Consider the following 17,817-nt stretch of genomic DNA (forward strand, 5'->3'; position numbering starts at 1 on the left):
TCAGACCTCCAACTCGTCGGGATCGTGTTCCTTGTGCTCGCGACTCACGTCGACCATGAAGTTGGCGAAGTAGCCGGTGAGCTGCGGGTCGCTCATCATCTGCCACGACGGCGCGAGCAGCTTCATGTAGCGCTCCACGTAGAGGAACTGCTTACCGATCAGCACCAGCTCGCGCGGCAGCTTCACGTCGTAGGCGTCGGCGAGCGCCGAGAGCTGCTTGCCGATCTCGGCGTAGCCCAGGTCGCCCAGCGACTTCGTGGTCAGCGGGGTCGCGAACTTCTCGAGGTCCCTGGCGGCCTCCGCCTCGGGCTTCATGGTGCCCACCGCGCCCATCAGCACGACGATCTTGCCCGCCGCGGCGTGATCCTTCTTGACCAGCAGCGCGTAGACGAGTTCGCGCAGCAGCCAACGAGTTCGGGGATCGACGCGACCCATGATGCCGAAGTCGAAGAAGACGATCTTGCCGTCGTCGTCGACGTAGAGGTTGCCGGCGTGCAGGTCGCCGTGGAACAGGCCGTGGCGCAGACCGCCCTCGAAGACGCTGAACAGCAACGCCTTCACCAGTTCCGTGCCGTTGAAGCCCTTCCTGCGGATGGTCGCGACGTCGTCGATGCGGGTGCCCTGGATGCGCTCCATCGTGAGCACGCGCTCACTTGTCAGATTCCAATACACCTGCGCCACGCGGATGTTCTCGCCCAGCGGCGACGCGTGCATGTGGGCGACCCAGGCGTCCATCGACTGCGCCTCGAGCCGGAAGTCCAGCTCCTCGGCGAGGTTGTCGGCGAAGTCGGCCACCACGTCCTGCGCGGAGAGCCGCTGCCCGATCTTCGCCAGTTCGACCAACCGGGCGCCGCGCTTGAGGATCTGGAGGTCGGCGGCCACCCGGCGGCGGATGCCCGGCCGCTGGATCTTGACCACGACCTCCTCGCCGGAGTGCAGCGTCGCGTAGTGCACCTGCGCGATCGACGCCGACGCGAACGGCTCGTCGTCGAAGTGCTTGAAGAGGTTCGCCGGATCGTCGCCCAGCTCCTCCTTGAACAGCGCGTGCACCTGGTCCTTCTTGGCCGGCGGCACGCGGTCGAGCAGGCTGCGGAACTCGCGGCTCAGGCCCTCCCCGAAGGCGCCGGGGCTCGAGGCGATGATCTGGCCCAGCTTCACGTACGTCGGTCCCAGATCGGCGAACGTCTGGGGGATCTGCTTCACGATCTTCTGCTGTAGGGAACCGCGGCCGACCAGGTTGGTGACGACCCGCGCGCCGGTGCGGGTGAGCTGCCACCCGGTGGCGCCGACGCGGGCAGCCTCGACGGGCAGGGGCACCCGGTCCAGCTTCGCTCCCTCGCGGTGCTTCGTCGTTGTCATGACTGCAGTGTCTCAAAACTGTCGAAGAGGCGGAAAATTCGTGTGCACCAGGTCACACCTGGTGGTTTCGCTGGTGCCGAGCGCACGCTTGTTGTCGGGTCTACCCGGCCGATGTGTTCAACAAGCGTGCGGTCGGCGCCGCAAACGTCAGGCGAACTCGTGCTCCACCTGGTCGCGGCTGCGCACCGGGTCGCTGCCCAGCACGTAGCCCGGCAGCGTGTGCGGCGCGAGGTCCGGGTCGATCCCTCCGGCGACCCGGGCCTGCGCCTGGCGGAACTCGGGGATGGGTCCCGCCGCGGTGTGCAGGCCGTTGATGACGGCCCACACGCCCGCGCGCCGGGCGGTGCGCTCGACGACGTTGGGCGAGCGGTGCCCGATCAGCTGCATGGCCCAGGTCGGCATGGTGTCGCGGATGGCCCAGTCGACGACGCTCTCCGGCAGCGGCAGGTGGTGGCCGGTCGACATCGCCGCGCCGTGGGTCAGCGCCAGCTTCGGCAGGTAGGACTTCAGGCAGTCGTGCGTCTCGGCCTTCGTCGTCGGCAGGTCGGTGCCGCCGAGCGCGTGGCCGACGCGGACGAACTCGCCGTAGTAGCGGTCGAGTTTGCGGCCCCGCAGCGGGCGCGGGTGATACATCTCGTGGGCGGTCGCCAGACCCCAAACCACCGTCGCGTAGTTCCAGCGCAGCCAGTCGGGGTCGTCGGCGTCGTAGCGGGCGCCGTCGGGCCGGACGCCCTTGATGGTGTGGTGCATCGCGCGCACCGTCTGTGCCAGGCGCTCCGCGGTGTCGGTGGACCCGTACGCGGTGCCGATGAAGAACGCGATCGAATGGCCGAGGCGGACGGCCAGGCCCTTCGGGTCGATGCGCGGCGGAGCGGCCGGATCATCGGACTGCTCGACCAGGCGGGAGTGGTGGACGCCCATCCAGTAGATCGACGGGTCGAGGCGCTCGAGGTAGGCCGCGCACTGTAGCCCGAAGATGAGCGACGGCATGTGGGAGTGGACGTGCCACGTCGCGCTGCCGGGGCCGAACCAGCCCGGGTCGCCCTCGGGGCCGCCGAACTCCATGCCGCGGAAGTAGTTCCTCCGGACGGTGCGGTCGAAGTGGCCCTGCAGTGACTGCTCGACCATCTGGTGCGGCAACAACATGGCGTTTCCCCAATTCTGGCTACGGTTGTTGTCACTTTACCAACGAAGTGGCTACGTGTGTAGCCAGAAATCGTCCGGGTCGCCGTACGCTGGCCGCATGTCGAGTCCGACGAGGTGGGCGGGGGTGCCGCTGCCGGACCGCCGCACGGAGCGGCGGGCGCTCCTCATCGCCGCGGCGTTCTCACTGTTCGGCGACGGCGGCGAGGGCGCGGTGTCGGTGCGCTCGGTGTGCCGCGCCTGCGAACTGAACACCCGCTACTTCTACGAGAGCTTCGCCGACGTCCACGAACTACTCGGGGCGGTCTACGACCAAACCGTGCAGGGGCTCGGAGAGGCCGTCGAGGCCGCCGTCGAGGCGTCGGACGGGACGCCGCGCGGCAAGTCGCGGGCCGGCATGGCCGCGGTGCTGACGTTCAGTTCTGCCGATCAGCGACGAGGGCGGCTGCTGTTCACCGACGCCCCCGCGAACGCCGTCCTCGCCGAGCGGCGGTCGGCCACCCAGGCCGTGCTCTTCCAGCTCGTCGTCGACGAGGACGCGCGCCTGCATCCCGACGTCGATCCCGTCTCGGCGCGTGTCGGTGCGGCGCTGTTCACCGGCGCGATGAGCGAACTGGTCCAGCAGTGGCTCGCGGGCCGGCTCGGCGACGACGTCGACGTGGTGGTCGACCACGCGCTGACCCGCATCCTCGACTAGCCGGCTGCGAAGTTCTCCGCGAGCGCCTCGGTCACCGGCCGCCACACCGGCGCGGGCAGGTCGTGTCCCATGTCGTCCACGACCACGAAGCGCGCCCCGTCGATGATGCGGGCGAGGTTGCGCCCGTTGCGGATTCGCACCATCGGATCCTTCGACCCGTGCACGATCACCGTCGGTGCGGTGATTCGCCTGGCGTAACGGACCAGGCTGCCGGTGCCCAGGATCGCGTCGAACTGGCGGAGGCTGCCCTGCGGGTAATCACTGCGCGCGGTCAGGCTCTCGACGCGGTGGCGCAGCTGCTCGTCGGTGGGCAGAAAGTTCGGTCCGTTGATGATCGCGATGTTGCGCACCTCGGTGGCGACCTTGGCCTCGCGCGGGGCGTCACGGCCCGGCGCGTCGAATGCCAGCCGGATGACGCGCCAGCGCGGCAGCGACGAGAACGCCGTGCTCGGACTGGTCATCACCAGTCCGAGTGAGCGGACCCGCTCCGGATGGGTGCCCGCGAGGATCTGCGAGATCATCCCGCCCATCGACGCGCCGACCACGTGCGCGGCGTCGATCTCGAGGTGGTCGAGCAGGCCGCGGACGTCCTCGGCCATGTCGACCAGCGTGTACGGCACCGGGCTGGTGCGGCCCACCACGTACCGGGCGACGCGGGCGTACACCGATCCGTCGGCCCGGCGCCCGCTGAACTTGGTCGACAGGCCGATGTCGCGGTGATCGAACCGGATGACCCGAAAACCGCGGCGCACCAACAGGTCACAGAACCCGTCCGGCCACATCGGCAGCTGTGCGCCGACGCCCATGACGAGGACGACCGGAGGCCCGTCCGGATCGCCGAGGTCCTCGTAGAAGAGGTCGACGGGATCGGCCGGGTCTCCACAGCGGGCGGTGCCGGTCCGGACGAGCATCAGACCTTTCTACCCGCCGCCGGTCCTACCCGGAGACGGGCTGCTTGCCCCACGGCGTCAGCCACGGCGTCGGCTCCCAATCCTCCAGACCCGCCAGCAGTTCGTACAGCGTGGCGCCGTCGATGGTCTCGCGGACGATGTCGCCCTGACCGGCGTGCCGCGCCAGTTCCTCGATCATGTGGAAGATCACCCAGCGCACCGACCAGGCCCCGATGTCCTTCGGGAACCACGGCACGCCGGGCGGAACCGGCACGGCGGCAGACAGATCCGTCGTCCGGATCAACCGGATGGTCTCGGCGTTCTGCGTGTCGAACGCGGCCAGGACGCCGGCGAGGGTCTCGTCGTCGCGCATGACGAATTCGGAGCCGTAGTCGGCGCTCTGCTCGTCCATCGGCCGCTGGTCACCCGGGGTGAGGTCGGGGGCTGAGGAGACGCGCTCCATCCAGCTGCGCTGGCAGTTGGTGACGTGTTTGATCAGGCCACCGATGGACAGGGCGCTCACCGACGGCGCACTGCGCGCCTGCTCGTCGGTGAGGCCGAACGCGAGCGCGTGGAACGCGTACTGCTGGGCGGCGACGTACTCCACGAGGCCCTCGCGCTCGTCGGCGATGGGTGGCGGCATGGCAGGCATCTCAGTGTCCCTTCGGGGTGTGGGCGTACAGGTCACGGAGCAGGGCGATCTCGGCTCCATGGTGGATCACTTCGCGGTTGATGTGCAGGACGAGCGTCGACATCGACTCCTCGGCCCACGGACCCTCGGCCGGGCCGACCGGCTTGGCGAGGTCGGCGTCGTCGAGGCTGCGGACGCCGGCGGACCAGCCCGCGTACGCGTCGTCGAGTTGGCGCAGCGCCGTCGCGGCGTCGGTGGCGTAGTCCCACGTCGCGTAGTCGGCGGGCGGGCCGCCGAAGTGCGAGTGGACCCGCACCGCCAGCACGCCGACGATCACGTGCGCCAGCCGCCACGCGATGGTGGTGAACGGTGGCGGCGTCGGCTCCGGGTACGCGAAGTCGATGCCGCCGTCCTCGTGGACGGTCCAGCAGTCCGGCACCGGCTCGAAGAAGTACTCCTCGTCGGTGAGGCCGTCGAGGCGCGGCCGCAGCGCGCCCCGCCAGTGGAAGTCGAGCTGTTCGGCGAGGTGCGCCGAGCGGTCTTTGGTCATGGGACAACCCTCGCACCCGCTTAGGACTGTTTCTGTCCTAAGAGTGCGCGAGACTGTGGACATGTCCGAAACGACGAGCCGGGTGCTGCAGCTGCTCGGTCTGCTGCAGTCCCGCCGGGTGTGGTCGGGGCAGGAACTCGCCGACCGGCTCGGCGTGACCGGCCGCAGCGTGCGCCGCGACGTCGACCGGCTCCGCGACCTCGGCTATCCCGTGCACGCCAGCAAGGGCCACGGCGGCGGCTATCAACTGGGGGCGGGCGCGGCACTGCCGCCGCTGCTGCTCGACCCGGAGGAGGCCGTCGCGATGGCCGTCTGTCTGCGGGTCGCCGCCGGTGGCAGCGTCGCGGGCGTGGGGGAGTCGGCGCTGCGCGCGCTGTCCAAGCTCGACCAGGTGATGCCGGCACGGCTGCGCTCACAGGTGTCGGCGGTGCACGACGCCACCGTCACGCTGACGTCCGGCGGGCAGGACACGCCCGTCGAACCCGACGTGCTGATGACGCTCGCGCGGGCCAGCCGCGACCACGAACACGTGACCACCGTCTACGTCGACGTCCGCGGCAACCGCACCGACCGGCGGCTCGAGCCGTACCAGCTGGTGACCACCGGACGGCGCTGGTACCTGATGGCCTACGACCGCGACAAGCAGGACTGGCGCAGCCTGCGCCTGGACCGGATGGCCGACGTCCGCGCCGTGGGCACCACCTTCCGGCCGCGGGAGGCACCCGACGCCGCCACCTACGTGCGCCGGTCGATCAGCTCGTCGGCCTACCCGTATGTCGCGCGGATCCGGTACCTCGCGCCGATGGACGTGATCGCCGGCGTGTTCTCCGCGGCCTCGGTCGAGATCGAGGCCGACGGGCCGGACGCCTGCATCGTCACCACCGGCGCCAGCGATCCGATGCGGATGGTGCCGTGGCTGGCCATGCCCGGCGTGGACTTCGAGGTGCTGGAACCGGACGAGGTGGCCGCCGCGGTGGCGACGGTCGCCGAACGCTTGGCCCGCGCGGTGCGTTAGGGGCGGTGGCGGCGGGCGTGCGCGGCGGTGCGCAGCCGCAGGCGCAGCAACAGCAGTCCGCGGTGCGCCTCGAAGCCGAGCGACAGCGGATCGCGACGCCGGGGCGCCGGTCGGGGTGTCATGTCGTAGTCGTTCACAGTGACTCCACTGTGACAGATTTTCGACGACCCGGCACGTGGGCGCGGGGGCACGTCGGCTGGCGGTGAAATGAACTGCCGCCCAACAGCCCCCCACCTCTTCTCACCTTCTTCCCGCGAGCAGACGTCAACTCCCCTCGTCGGTGGTGGAACAGGGGAGTTCACGTCTGCTCGCGGGAAGGGGTGGGGATGGGCCGGAGTGGCAGCGGGGGAGGGGCGGCGAACGTACAGTGCGGTCATGGTCGACGAAGCCGCCCAACGATTCTCCGCGGAGTCGACCGAGCTGTTCGTGGGGCCGGCGGACGCGGTGCGGCAGGTGGTCCGCGTCCACGTGCCCGACGGCGTCGACGTCTCCGAGGTCCGGCTGGAGGGCGACGGCCTCGCCGTGTCGGGCGACGTCGTCACCGGCGCGGGCGTGCTCGAGCTTCCGGTGACCGTGACCGATCCCACCCCGGGACGCGCACGTGCCGCGCGACTCGTGGCCGGCGAGACGGCAGCCGAGTTCACCTTCGTCGACGCCGAACCCGGCTGGACGATGCACATGATCAGCCACTTCCACTACGACCCCGTCTGGTGGAACACCCAGGCCGCCTACACCAGCGTCTGGACCGAGGACCCGCCCGGCCGCTGCCGCCAGACCAACGGCTTCGACCTGGTGGCCGCGCACCTCGAGATGGCCCGCCGCGAACCCGCCTACAAGTTCGTGCTCGCCGAGGTCGACTACCTCAAGCCGTACTGGGACGCGGTGCCCGCCGACCGCGACGACCTGCGCCGCCTGATCTCCGAGGGCCGCGTCGAGGTGATGGGCGGCACCTACAACGAGCCGAACACCAACCTCACCAGCCCCGAGACGGCGATCCGGAACTTCGTGCACGGCATCGGCTTTCAGCGCGACGTGATGGGCGCGGCGCCGGCGACGGCCTGGCAGCTCGACGTGTTCGGCCACGACCCGCAGTTCCCCGGCATGGCCGCCGACGCCGGCCTGACGTCCAGTTCGTGGGCGCGCGGCCCGCACCACCAGTGGGGCCCGATGGCGGGCGACGGCGACCCCGAGCGCATGCAGTTCGCCAGCGAGTTCGAGTGGACCGCGCCGTCGGGACGCGGGCTGCTGACCCACTACATGCCCGCGCACTACGCGGCGGGCTGGTGGATGGACTCCGCCGCGTCGCTCGCCGAGGCCGAGGCCGCCACCTACGACCTGTTCGCCGGCCTGAAGAAGGTCGCGCTGACCCGCAACGTGCTGCTGCCCGTCGGGACCGACTACACGCCGCCCAACAAGTGGGTCACCGAGATCCACCGCGACTGGAACGCCCGCTACACGTGGCCGCGGTTCGTCTGCGCACTGCCGAGCGAGTTTTTCACCGCTGTCCGCACCGAACTCGACGAGCGCGGCGCCGCGCCCGCACCGCAGACCCGGGACATGAACCCGATCTACACGGGCAAGGACGTCTCGTACGTCGACACGAAACAGGCCAACCGCGCCGCCGAGAACGCGGTGCTCGAAGCGGAGCGCTTCTCGGTGTTCGCGGGCCTGCTCGCCGGTGCGCACTACCCGCACGCCGCGCTCGCCAAGGCGTGGGTGCAACTCGCCTACGGCGCCCACCACGACGCCATCACGGGCTCGGAGTCCGACCAGGTGTACCTCGACCTGCTCACCGGGTGGCGCGACGCGTGGGAGCTGGGACGGACCAGCCGCGACAACGCCCTCGGCGTGCTGTCGGGCGCCGTCGACGGTGACGTCGTCGTGTGGAACCCGTTGCTGCACAACCGTACCGACGTCGTCACCGTCCACCTCGACGACGCGTTCACCGGCACCGTCCACGACACGGACGGAGCCCAACTGCCGACCCTGATCGAACACGGCGGGCACACCGTCAGCTGGCTCGCCCGCGACGTGCCGTCGATGGGATGGCGCGCCTACCGACTGGCCGCCGGCGAGCCGGCGTCCTGGGAGCCGTTGCCCGGCAACGCGATCGGCAACGAGCACTACCGGATCGGCGTCGACCCCGCGCGCGGCGGCGGCGTCACGTCGCTTCGGGCGACCGGTCGCGAACTCATCGCCGACGGCCGGGTGGGCAACGAACTCGCCGTCTACGACGAATACCCCGCCCACCCCGAGGCCGGCGAGGGACCGTGGCACCTGCTGCCCAAGGGCCCGGTGACGTGCTCGTCGGAGCATCCCGCCGAGGTCACCGCCGAACGGTCCGCGCTGGGCGAGCGGCTCACCGTCCGCGGCCGCATCGACGGACTGTTCGCCTACACGCAGACGGTGACCCTGTGGCACGGCATCGACCGGGTGGACTGCCGCACCGTCGTCGACGAGTTCACCGGCGAGGACAGGCTGCTGCGCTTGCGCTGGCCCTGCCCCATCCCGGGCGCCATGCCCGTCAGCGAGGTCGGCGACGCCGTGATCGGCCGCGGCTTCGGACTGCTGCACGACGGCGACCACAGCCACGCCGTCGACACCGCCGTATACCCGCACACCCTGGACAACCCCGCGTACGGGTGGTTCGGCTCGTCGTCGGCGGTACGGGTCCGGGTCCGGCGGGCAGGAGCGCAGCGACCCGGGGATGGGAATTGCGGCGCCGTCCGCGCCATCTCCGTCGCCGAGGTGGTGACGCCGCCGGGGGAGGACGCGTCGCCCGCGGTGCGCGACCTCGCCGTCGCACTGGTCCGTGCCGGCGTCACGGCGACCTGCTCGAGCGCCGACCGGCCGCGCTACGGCCACCTCGCCGTCGACTCCAACCTGCCCGACGCCCGGATCGCCGTCGGGGGACCGGACGTCAACGCGTTCACCGCCGCCGTGCTGGCCGCGGCCGATCCGGCATACGCCGAGGAGGTCGAACGCCAGGTCGGGGCGAACGGCGTTGCGCGCGTGTGGATCCCGGCGGACCGCACGCTCGCGGAACGGTGGGTGCCCGACGCCGACCTGCGCGACGTGCGGGCGCTGCCGGTCCTGATCCTCGCGGGCCGCGACGTCGACACCGCCGTCGCGCCCGTCGTCGCGGACCTCGGCGACGCCGTGATCGACGTCGAGCAGACCGCGCCGCACGGCATCGGCGACTTCGACGCCCGCACCGTCGCCGTGCTCAACCGCGGCGTCCCCAGCTTCTCGGTGGACCCCGACGGGACGCTGCACACCTCCCTGATGCGGTCCTGCACCGGCTGGCCCTCCGGCACCTGGATCGACCCGCCGCGTCGCACCGCACCCGACGGCTCCAACTTCCAACTCCAGCACTGGACACACGCGTTCGACTACGCGCTGATCGCCGCCGGCGGCGACTGGCGCGACGCCGACCTGCCCGCCCGCAGCGCGGAGTACTCACAACCGCTGCTCGGCGTCCCCCGCGGACACCAGGGTGGCAGTGGGCTGCCGCCCTTGGGATCGCTGCTCGAGGCCGAACCGGCGGGCCGGGTGGCGCTCGGCGCGTGCAAGGTCGCGGGCAACGCGATTGCCCACGGCAGCGCCGCCCACCGCGAGGCCGCCGACGGCATCGCGATCCGGCTGGTCGAGACCCACGGCCGCGCGACGGATGTCCGGCTGCGGTCGGGCCTGCGGTCGATACCGCTCACCGAACGACTCGACCTGATCGAGCAGCCCACCGACGCCACCGACGGCGAGCGCCTGCACGGTTACGGGATCGCGACCGTACGGGCGACGCTCAACCTGCCGCCCATCTCGGACTCGATGCCCGACGCCCTGGGACCGGACAGCGAAGTGGCGCAACCGCTCTACGCGCGGTACTGGTTGCACAACCGCGGCCCCGCACCGATGGGCGGGCTGCCCGCCGTCGCGTACCTGCACCCGCACCGCCTCGCCGCATCGCCCGGCGCGCCCATCGACCTGCGCCTCACCGCCGCGAGCGACTGCACCGACGCGACGCTGCACGGCCGGGTCCGCGTGGTGTGCCCGCCCGGCTGGACCGCATCCCCCGACGAGCTGCCGTTCCTGTTGCCCGCCGGCGACCACCTCGAGGCCGCCGTCACCATCGACATGCCCGCCGACACCCCGCCCGGCCACTACCCGGTGCGCGCCGAACTCTGCGTGACCGGCAACGACGACATCCCCGCGTCGTGGCGTCAGACGGTCGAGGACGTCTGCGTCGTCACCGTCGGCGAGACGTCCGACGAGATGCTGCGGCTGACAGGCGAACCCGCACCCGTCGACGTCGCCGCGGGCGAGTCCGCGTCGTTGCGCGTCACCGTTGCCACCGACGCTGGCGCCGACCTCTCACTCGAGGCGCATCTGATCAGCCCGTGGGGCACCTGGGAGTGGATCGGACCCGCCGCCGTCGGCGCCGAACTGCCCGCACGGGGTAGCGCGGAGCTGGTGTTCGACGTGTCGCCGCCCGCCTGGGTGGAACCCGGCGAGTGGTGGGCGCTGGTTCGCGTCGCCTGCGCGGGCCACCTGATCTACACGCCCGCGGTGAAGGTGACGGTGCGATGAGCGACGTGGTGGCCACCGTCGCGGGCGCGCCGGTGTCGACGGCCGAGGTGGACCGGCGGGAGGCCGAGCTGCGGGCGTCCGTGCTCGCGTCGGCGCTGCCCCGGCCGGGCACCAGCGAGGGACGGCAGCTGCGCCGCTGGCTGACCCAGCTGCTCGTCACCGAACGCGTCGTCGCGCAGGAGGCCGCGGCACTCGCCCTGGACGCCGCCGGCGCACCCACCGAGGACGAGCTGCTGCCCGACAACGCGGCTCGCCTCGAGATCGGCAGCGTCGCGGCATCGGTCCTGCGAGACCCACTGGCGCGCAACGTGTTCCTGCACGCGACCGCCGACGTCCGCGTGTCCGACGACGAGATCGACGGATACCACGCCCGCAATCCCCTGCGCTTCACCACGCCGGTCACCGTCGCCGGCGGCTGGCACCGGCCCGCACCTCCGCCGACCCTCGACGCCGTGCGTCCCGCGATCGCCGCGCACCTGCTCGCGTCCGCCCGGCGCCGCGCCTTCCGGTTGTGGCTCGACGCCCGACGGGCCGACCTCGTCGACCTCGCGCCCGGCTACGAACACCCCGGCGACCCCCGCCAACCCGACAACACCCACAGGCACTGATGATGCTCGATTCGTCCCCAGGTCGCTCCGCTGGAGCCGCGCTTGCGCGGACTGCCCGCCGGACACTCGCCATCGACGTCGGCGGCACCAAGATCGCCGTCGGCCTCGTCGACGCCGACGGCACGCTCGTCCACCGCGCCCAGCAGCCCACGCCCGACACCGACGCCGACGCGGTGTGGGCCGTCACGGAGGCCCTGATCTCCGACGCACTGCGCGAGGCCGACGGCGAGATCGACGCCGTCGGGATCTCGTCGGCCGGACCCATCGACCTGCCGGGCGGCACCGTCAGCCCCATCAACATCACGGCGTGGAACGCGTTCCCGATCGTCGAGCGGGTACGCGCCATCACCGCAGTCCCCGTCCGGCTCGGCGGCGACGGACTCTGCATGGCGCTCGGCGAGCGGTGGCGCGGCGCGGCCGTCGGCGCGGAGTTCCTGCTCGGAATGGTCGTGTCGACCGGCATCGGCGGGGGACTGGTCCTCGACGGCGCGCCCTACGACGGCCGAACCGGCAACGCCGGCCACGTCGGGCACGTCGTCGTCGACCCCGACGGCGGACCCTGCACGTGCGGAGGCCGCGGCTGCGCCGAGACCGTCGCATCGGGCCCCCACCTCGCACGGTGGGCCCGCGACAACGGGTGGGACGCCCCGCCCGAGGCCGACGCCAAGGAACTCGCCGACGCCGCCAATGCCGGCGACCCCGTCGCGCTGCGGGCGTTCCGGCGCGGGGGCACGGCCGTCGCGGCGATGATCGCGTCGGTCGCCGCGGTGTGCGACCTCGACCTGGTGGTCATCGGCGGCGGGGTGGCCAAGTCTGGTCCGCTGCTGTTCGACCCGCTGCACGAGGCACTCCGCACCTACGCCGGGCTGTCCTTCATCCGGGATCTCCGGGTGGTGACCGCCGACCTCGGGGGCGACGCGGGCCTCGTCGGCGCCGCAGCACTCGCGCGTTTTGGCTGACGGGCCGCCGATCCGCTACTCTGACCAGGTTCCACCGAAGACCGTAGGTCACCGAGAAATCGGTTGAAATGTCCGGGATCGATCCGGGCGGCCCACGCAGGAGGACGAGGTAGACGTGAACACGTGCGCCCCGACCTGTCTGTGTCGGGGCGCTTCTTCTTTCCCGGCCCCTCGACCCCTCGTGTCCGCGCCCTCGGTGGGCGTCCATCAATCACGAGGAGGCAAGCATGGCCAACGCTGAAAAGGCCGCCGCGGTCGCCGACATCGCCGACCAGTTCAAGGAGGCGACGGCCACCGTCGTCACCGAGTACCGCGGCCTGACGGTTGCCAACCTTGCCGAGCTGCGCAGGTCGCTGGGAAGTACTGCGACCTACACCGTCGCCAAGAACACCTTGGTCAAGCGGGCGGCGAACGAGGCCGGAGTCGACGGCCTCGACGAACTGTTCACTGGACCGACCGCGATCGCGTTCATCTCCGGCGAGCCGGTCGACGCCGCCAAGGCGATCAAGAAGTTCGCGAAGGACCACAAGGCCCTGGTCATCAAGGGCGGCTACATGGAGGGCCGTGCGCTCTCCGTCGACGAGGTCAATCGCATCGCCGATCTCGAGTCGCGCGAGGTGCTGCTGTCCAAGCTGGCCGGTGCCATGAAGGGCAAGCAGTCCCAGGCCGCGGCGCTGTTCGTGGCGCCCGCGTCCCAGATCGCCCGTCTGGCCGCAGCTCTGCAAGAGAAGAAGGCCGGGTCGGAATCATCCGCCCCCGCCGAGTAATCACCCACACCAACACAAGCACCACACAAGTAAGGAAGGACCATTCACATGGCCAAGCTCAGCACCGATGAATTGCTCGACGCCTTCAAGGAAATGACCCTGCTCGAGCTCTCCGAGTTCGTGAAGCAGTTCGAGGAGACCTTCGACGTCACCGCGGCCGCCCCCATGGCCGTCGCAGCCGCCGGCCCCGCCGGTGCGCCCGCCGAGGCCGCCGAGGAGCAGTCGGAGTTCGACGTCATCCTCGAGGGTGCCGGCGAGAAGAAGATCGGCGTCATCAAGGTCGTCCGCGAGATCGTCTCCGGCCTGGGCCTCAAGGAAGCCAAGGATCTGGTCGACAGCGCCCCCAAGGCACTGCTCGAGAAGGTCAACAAGGACGCCGCCGAGGACGCCAAGGCCAAGCTCGAGGCCGCCGGCGCATCGGTCACCGTCAAGTAGTTCCGCAGCACTGAAGCACCGCTCTGTGGGGTCGATCCGGCAAACGGATCGGCCCCACAGTCGTGTTCGGGGGGACGGTTCGACGAGGGCGACGGAAAAGTGTCAGCGGCTTGGCCCGTAGGCTACAGTGACTCAAGCCACAGGCAGGTGCCGTGTGGTGCAGGTATTTGGCGGAAGGATCGCACGCGTGGGCATCGGTATTCAGGTTGAGGGGCTCACCAAGTCCTTCGGGTCCCAGCGAATCTGGGAAGATGTCACGTTCGACATCCCCGCGGGTGAAGTGAGCGTTCTCCTGGGTCCGTCCGGTACCGGCAAGTCCGTGTTCCTGAAGTCCCTGATCGGTCTGCTGCGCCCCGAGCGCGGCAAGATCATCGTCGACGGCACCAACATCATCGAGTGCTCCGCCAAGGAGCTCTACGAGATCCGCACCCTCTTCGGCGTCATGTTCCAGGACGGCGCGCTGTTCGGCTCGATGAGCCTCTACGACAACACGGCGTTCCCGCTTCGTGAGCACACGAAGAAGAAGGAATCCGAGATCCGTCAGATCGTCATGGAGAAGTTGGACCTCGTCGGTCTGACCGGTGACGAGACCAAGTTCCCCGGCGAGATCTCCGGCGGTATGCGCAAGCGCGCCGGCCTGGCCCGCTCGCTGGTGCTGGACCCCAAGATCATCCTCTGCGACGAGCCCGACTCCGGTCTGGACCCCGTTCGTACGGCCTATCTGTCGCAGCTGTTGATCGACATCAACGCCCAGATCGACTGCACGATCCTCATCGTCACGCACAACATCAACATCGCCCGCACCGTGCCCGACAACATGGGCATGCTGTTCCGCAGGCACCTGGTGATGTTCGGCCCGCGCGAGGTGCTGCTGACCTCCGACGAGCCGGTGGTCAAGCAGTTCCTCAACGGTCGCCGCATCGGCCCCATCGGCATGTCCGAGGAGAAGGACGAGTCGACGATGGCCGAGGAGCAGGCCCTCGCCGACGCCGGTCACCACGACGGTGGCATGGAGGAGATCGAGGGCGTGCCGCCGCAGGTGCAGGCCACCCCCGGCATGCCGGAGCGCAAGGCCGTCGGTCGTCGTCAGGCCCGCGTGCGCGACATCATGCACACCCTGCCGCCGGCTGCGCAGGAGGCGATCCGCGCCGACCTCGACGGGACCAACCAGCGTCCGTCGAACGGGTCGTCCGACACCGTCACCACCACGCGGCACCGCCAGGAGGACGAGGCGCCGACCGCCTCCATCCCCGTCCAGCGCGAGGCCTAGCCAACCGCTGACATGGCCGACGCCGAATCGGCGGCCCTGACGCGCGTCCGTGCGCTGCTGACGTCGCCCGCCACCCCGGTCGACGGCTACCTCGACGTGATGGGCCGCGATCAGGTCCCGCAGTCGACCGCTCAGCGCGTCATGAACTCGACGCTGCTGCCGCGCATCTACGAACGCCTGTGGCGCCCCGTGCTGTTCTTCGGCTTCACGCTGCGCAACACCGCCGACGAGGACCGACTGAAGCGTCGCCTGCTCGCCATCACGCCCGGCGACGTGGTGCTCGACGTCGCCTGTGGGCCCGGCAACACCACGCGCAGCCTGGTCGCCGACGTCGGTGCCGACGGCCTGGTGGTCGGCATCGACAGTGCGGCGACGATGCTCGCCCAGGCCGTCCGCGACACCCCGTCCGGCACCCCGCTCGCCTACGTCCGCGGCGACGGAGCCGAATTGCCGTTCGCCGACGGCAGTTTCGACGCCGTCAGCTGCTACGGCGCGCTGTACCTGATGGACGATCCGTTCGGCTCGCTGCGCGAGATGCTGCGCGTCCTGAAGCCGGGCGGACGGATCGCGGTGCTGACGACGTGCGCGCGCGGACCCGCGCCGGTACGTCAGCTCGAGGTCGCGGCATCGCGGATCGCACCGCTGCGGCTGTTCGACGTCGACGAGATCACCGACGTGATGCGCGGCGCCGGCCTGGAGGACGTCACGTGCCGGGTCACCGCCGCGTCGCAGACGGTCAGCGGGCGGCGTCCGGCGCGCTGATGTCTGATTTCTTACGCCGGTGACAATTGGCGTCCGCGGGGGCCGTGGCCGGGTTAGGGTCCGGCGGTGACCTCGACGACGGCGCTGCGCGCGCTGTGGATTCTCGCCGCGGGCGCCTGCATCTCGCTGGGGGCCGGCAGTGGCGTCGCCGCCGCCGCCGCCGACACCGACTCGTCCGACGGCGGCACGCAGTCGTCGTCCGAGTCGTCCCCGTCATCCGCGAGTACGCAGGACGCACCGACCCCAACCGACCCGCCGTCCGCGACCGTCGACGCGTCGACGATCGCCACGGACTCCGACCGCGGCGAAGACGCGGCTGGGTCCGCCACCAAGGCGGGGCAGCCGGCGAGCACGGTGACTGCGTCCACGGTGACCGTCCGCCGGGACGAGACCGAGGCCACCGAGCCCAAGCCGACCCAGACCGTGGAACCCGAGGCGACCGAGCCCGAGACCATCGAGCCCAAGCCGACCCCAGCCGCTGAGCCGGAGATGACCGAGCCGACGGCCACCGAGCCCGAGGTCACCCCCGTGGTGGTCGAGGAGCCGGCGCCCGAGGCCGCTGCGCCCGCCGCCCAGCTGGTCGAGCCCGCCGCGTCACGCAGCCTCGCCGCGCCCGCCTTCGTCGCGGCCGTCCGTCCCACCCCGGGACCGATCGCGACCATCCTGATCAGCCTGCTGTCGCCGTTCGGCCTGATGCCCACCCTTCCGCCGGCTCCCGTCTACGTCGACGGCATACCGGCCGTCCCCGTCCCGGGCACGTCGCAGAACACCGGGGTGACCGGCGTCAAGGTCGGCAGCTCGAGCGTGGCGATCCCGGTCGGCGGCTCGACCTACACCGGCGCGGCCGACTGGTACTTCCCCACCCAGGCCGACGGCGTCGTCCGCGCGCAGGGCGTCACGCTGCTGCAGCACGGCTTCCTGGGTTCCAACTTCTGGTACTCCGCGCTGGCCGCCGACATCGCCCAGCGCACCAACAGCATCGTGGTCGTGCCGAACATCCCGTCCTTCGGCTTCTTCACCTGCGGCGGCTGCACCCTGAGCGCAGTCCCGATGGCGCAGGGCGTCGCCGGGCTGTTCCTCGATCCGAACCGGACGTCGTTGACGGCGAGCGCCCTGGCCGCCGGCTACCACGGCGTGCTGCCGGACCAGTTCGTCCTCACCGGTCACTCCGCGGGCGGCGGTCTCGCGACCGCGGCAGGCGGCTACTACGCCGACCTCCTCGGGTCCGGCGCCAACGGGCTGCGCGGGGTCGTCATGTACGACGGCGTCTCCTCGAACGGCACCTTCGCGAACGCACTCGCCAGCCTGGACCGCCTCGGCGCCCCGGTGTACCAGGTGGCGGCACCCCCGCAGTCGTGGAACGCCAACGGCCAGACCACCGCCGACCTGGTGGCCCTGCGGCCCGGCCGGTTCGTCGGGACCGTGCTCGCCAACGGCTCGCACGTCGACTCCCTGATCGGCGGATCACCGCTCATCGACTTCGTCAGTCAGCTCCTGATCAAGCCGTCGCCGCCCGGCAACACCCAGGCGGTGTACACGCTGGCCAATGGCTGGATCAACGACATGTACGCCGGTCTCGGACCCGCCGACGACGCCGCCGAAGGCACCTACGGCGCCCCCGGCCAGTACGTCGTGCTGGGTCAGACCGCCGGCGTCGTGCTCGGACCGCTGCCGACCGTGAACCTGAACCGGTACCTCGGCACCTGGTACGAGGTGGGCAGCATCCGGCAGTTCTTCTCGCTGGGTCTGGTGAACACGACAGCCGTCTACAGCCTGAACGACGACAAGTCGATCCGGGTCGAGAACTCCGGCAACTACTTCTTCGACAACGGACCGCAGTCGCGCATCGTCGGCACCGCGCTTCCCGTCGACGCGACCAACAACGCGCTGAACGTCGCGTTCTTCGGGCCGGCGTCGGCGACCCCGCCGGGCAACTACTCGATCGTCGACCTCGCGCCCGACTACAGCTGGGCGGTGGTCACCGATCCCCGCCGTGCCACCGGCTTCCTGCTCAGTCGCACCCCGACGGTCAGCGACGCCCTGTACCAGGAGCTGCTGGACCGGGCCTCCGTCAAGGGCGTCAACACGGCGCTGCTGTTCCGCACCCGCCAGTACGCCACGGCCCAGACCCCGGTGTCGGTCTGACG

The 17,817-nt window shown here is 70.8% G+C and carries 16 protein-coding genes; 10 read left to right on the forward strand and 6 right to left on the reverse strand.

What is annotated here, in order from left to right; genetic code table 11:
- Together AC1MEY_RS00180 and AC1MEY_RS00185 are read right to left on the reverse strand one after the other, a co-directional pair.
- On the reverse strand, nt 1–1,359 hold the full coding sequence (locus AC1MEY_RS00180) for an ABC1 kinase family protein (RefSeq protein ID WP_480228762.1): 1,359 nt from the start codon (nt 1,357–1,359) through the stop codon (nt 1–3).
- A gap of 147 nt (nt 1,360–1,506) precedes the next feature.
- Nucleotides 1,507–2,505 carry an oxygenase MpaB family protein gene (locus AC1MEY_RS00185; protein WP_480228763.1) on the reverse strand — a complete coding sequence of 333 codons (999 nt, stop codon included), beginning with the start codon at nt 2,503–2,505 and terminating at the stop codon, nt 1,507–1,509.
- Between the two features lie 97 nt (nt 2,506–2,602).
- Between AC1MEY_RS00185 and AC1MEY_RS00190 the strand changes: the two genes are divergently transcribed.
- Entirely contained in the window at nt 2,603–3,199 is a 597-nt protein-coding gene (locus tag AC1MEY_RS00190; protein ID WP_480228764.1) for a TetR/AcrR family transcriptional regulator, read from the forward strand.
- Here AC1MEY_RS00190 and AC1MEY_RS00195 read toward each other — a convergent pair.
- From AC1MEY_RS00195 to AC1MEY_RS00205, 3 genes are read right to left on the reverse strand one after another with little or no spacing between them, the layout of a single operon-like run.
- Nucleotides 3,196–4,110, reverse strand: a complete 915-nt coding sequence (locus tag AC1MEY_RS00195; RefSeq protein ID WP_480228765.1) for an alpha/beta fold hydrolase — start codon at nt 4,108–4,110, stop codon at nt 3,196–3,198. The genes AC1MEY_RS00190 and AC1MEY_RS00195 overlap by 4 nt on opposite strands.
- Before the next feature lie 25 nt (nt 4,111–4,135).
- Nucleotides 4,136–4,741, reverse strand: a complete 606-nt coding sequence (locus AC1MEY_RS00200) for a DinB family protein (protein WP_480228766.1) — start codon at nt 4,739–4,741, stop codon at nt 4,136–4,138.
- Between the two features lies 1 nt (nt 4,742).
- Nucleotides 4,743–5,270: a DinB family protein gene (locus AC1MEY_RS00205; protein ID WP_480228767.1), complete on the reverse strand. Its 528-nt coding sequence runs from the start codon at nt 5,268–5,270 to the stop codon at nt 4,743–4,745.
- 61 nt (nt 5,271–5,331) lie between these two features.
- Between AC1MEY_RS00205 and AC1MEY_RS00210 the strand changes: the two genes are divergently transcribed.
- Entirely contained in the window at nt 5,332–6,285 is a 954-nt protein-coding gene (locus AC1MEY_RS00210; RefSeq protein WP_480228768.1) for a helix-turn-helix transcriptional regulator, read from the forward strand.
- Here AC1MEY_RS00210 and AC1MEY_RS00215 read toward each other — a convergent pair.
- The gene (locus tag AC1MEY_RS00215; protein ID WP_480228769.1) at nt 6,282–6,407 is read right to left on the reverse strand and encodes a hypothetical protein; all 126 of its coding nucleotides are present in this window, start codon (nt 6,405–6,407) and stop codon (nt 6,282–6,284) included. The two genes, AC1MEY_RS00210 and AC1MEY_RS00215, sit on opposite strands and share 4 nt — an antisense overlap.
- Nucleotides 6,408–6,660: 253 nt before the next feature.
- Here AC1MEY_RS00215 and AC1MEY_RS00220 point away from each other — a divergent pair, with 253 nt between their 5' ends.
- The 8 genes from AC1MEY_RS00220 to AC1MEY_RS00255 all read left to right on the forward strand — a co-directional run bounded on the left by AC1MEY_RS00220 (nt 6,661) and on the right by AC1MEY_RS00255 (nt 17,815).
- On the forward strand, nt 6,661–10,869 hold the full coding sequence (locus AC1MEY_RS00220; RefSeq protein WP_480228770.1) for a glycoside hydrolase family 38 N-terminal domain-containing protein: 4,209 nt from the start codon (nt 6,661–6,663) through the stop codon (nt 10,867–10,869).
- Entirely contained in the window at nt 10,866–11,477 is a 612-nt protein-coding gene (locus AC1MEY_RS00225) for a DUF7158 domain-containing protein (protein WP_480228771.1), read from the forward strand. The genes AC1MEY_RS00220 and AC1MEY_RS00225 overlap by 4 nt, the downstream gene beginning before the upstream one ends.
- A 2-nt stretch (nt 11,478–11,479) precedes the next feature.
- Entirely contained in the window at nt 11,480–12,436 is a 957-nt protein-coding gene (locus AC1MEY_RS00230) for an ROK family protein (RefSeq protein ID WP_480228772.1), read from the forward strand.
- A gap of 227 nt (nt 12,437–12,663) precedes the next feature.
- Nucleotides 12,664–13,203: a 50S ribosomal protein L10 gene (gene rplJ, locus AC1MEY_RS00235; protein WP_480228773.1), complete on the forward strand. Its 540-nt coding sequence runs from the start codon at nt 12,664–12,666 to the stop codon at nt 13,201–13,203.
- Between the two features lie 48 nt (nt 13,204–13,251).
- Complete coding sequence (gene rplL, locus AC1MEY_RS00240; RefSeq protein WP_480228774.1) at nt 13,252–13,638, forward strand: 50S ribosomal protein L7/L12; 387 nt, start codon at nt 13,252–13,254, stop codon at nt 13,636–13,638.
- A 187-nt stretch (nt 13,639–13,825) separates the two neighbouring features.
- Nucleotides 13,826–14,908, forward strand: a complete 1,083-nt coding sequence (locus AC1MEY_RS00245) for an ABC transporter ATP-binding protein (protein ID WP_480228775.1) — start codon at nt 13,826–13,828, stop codon at nt 14,906–14,908.
- A 12-nt stretch (nt 14,909–14,920) separates the two neighbouring features.
- Nucleotides 14,921–15,670, forward strand: coding sequence for a methyltransferase domain-containing protein (locus AC1MEY_RS00250; RefSeq protein ID WP_480228776.1), 750 nt, complete (start codon nt 14,921–14,923; stop codon nt 15,668–15,670).
- A gap of 66 nt (nt 15,671–15,736) precedes the next feature.
- Nucleotides 15,737–17,815, forward strand: coding sequence for a lipocalin family protein (locus tag AC1MEY_RS00255; RefSeq protein ID WP_480228777.1), 2,079 nt, complete (start codon nt 15,737–15,739; stop codon nt 17,813–17,815).
- The last annotated feature ends 2 nt before the right edge of the window (nt 17,816–17,817 follow it).

The sequence above is a fragment of the Mycobacterium sp. PTI7 genome (assembly GCF_056679845.1).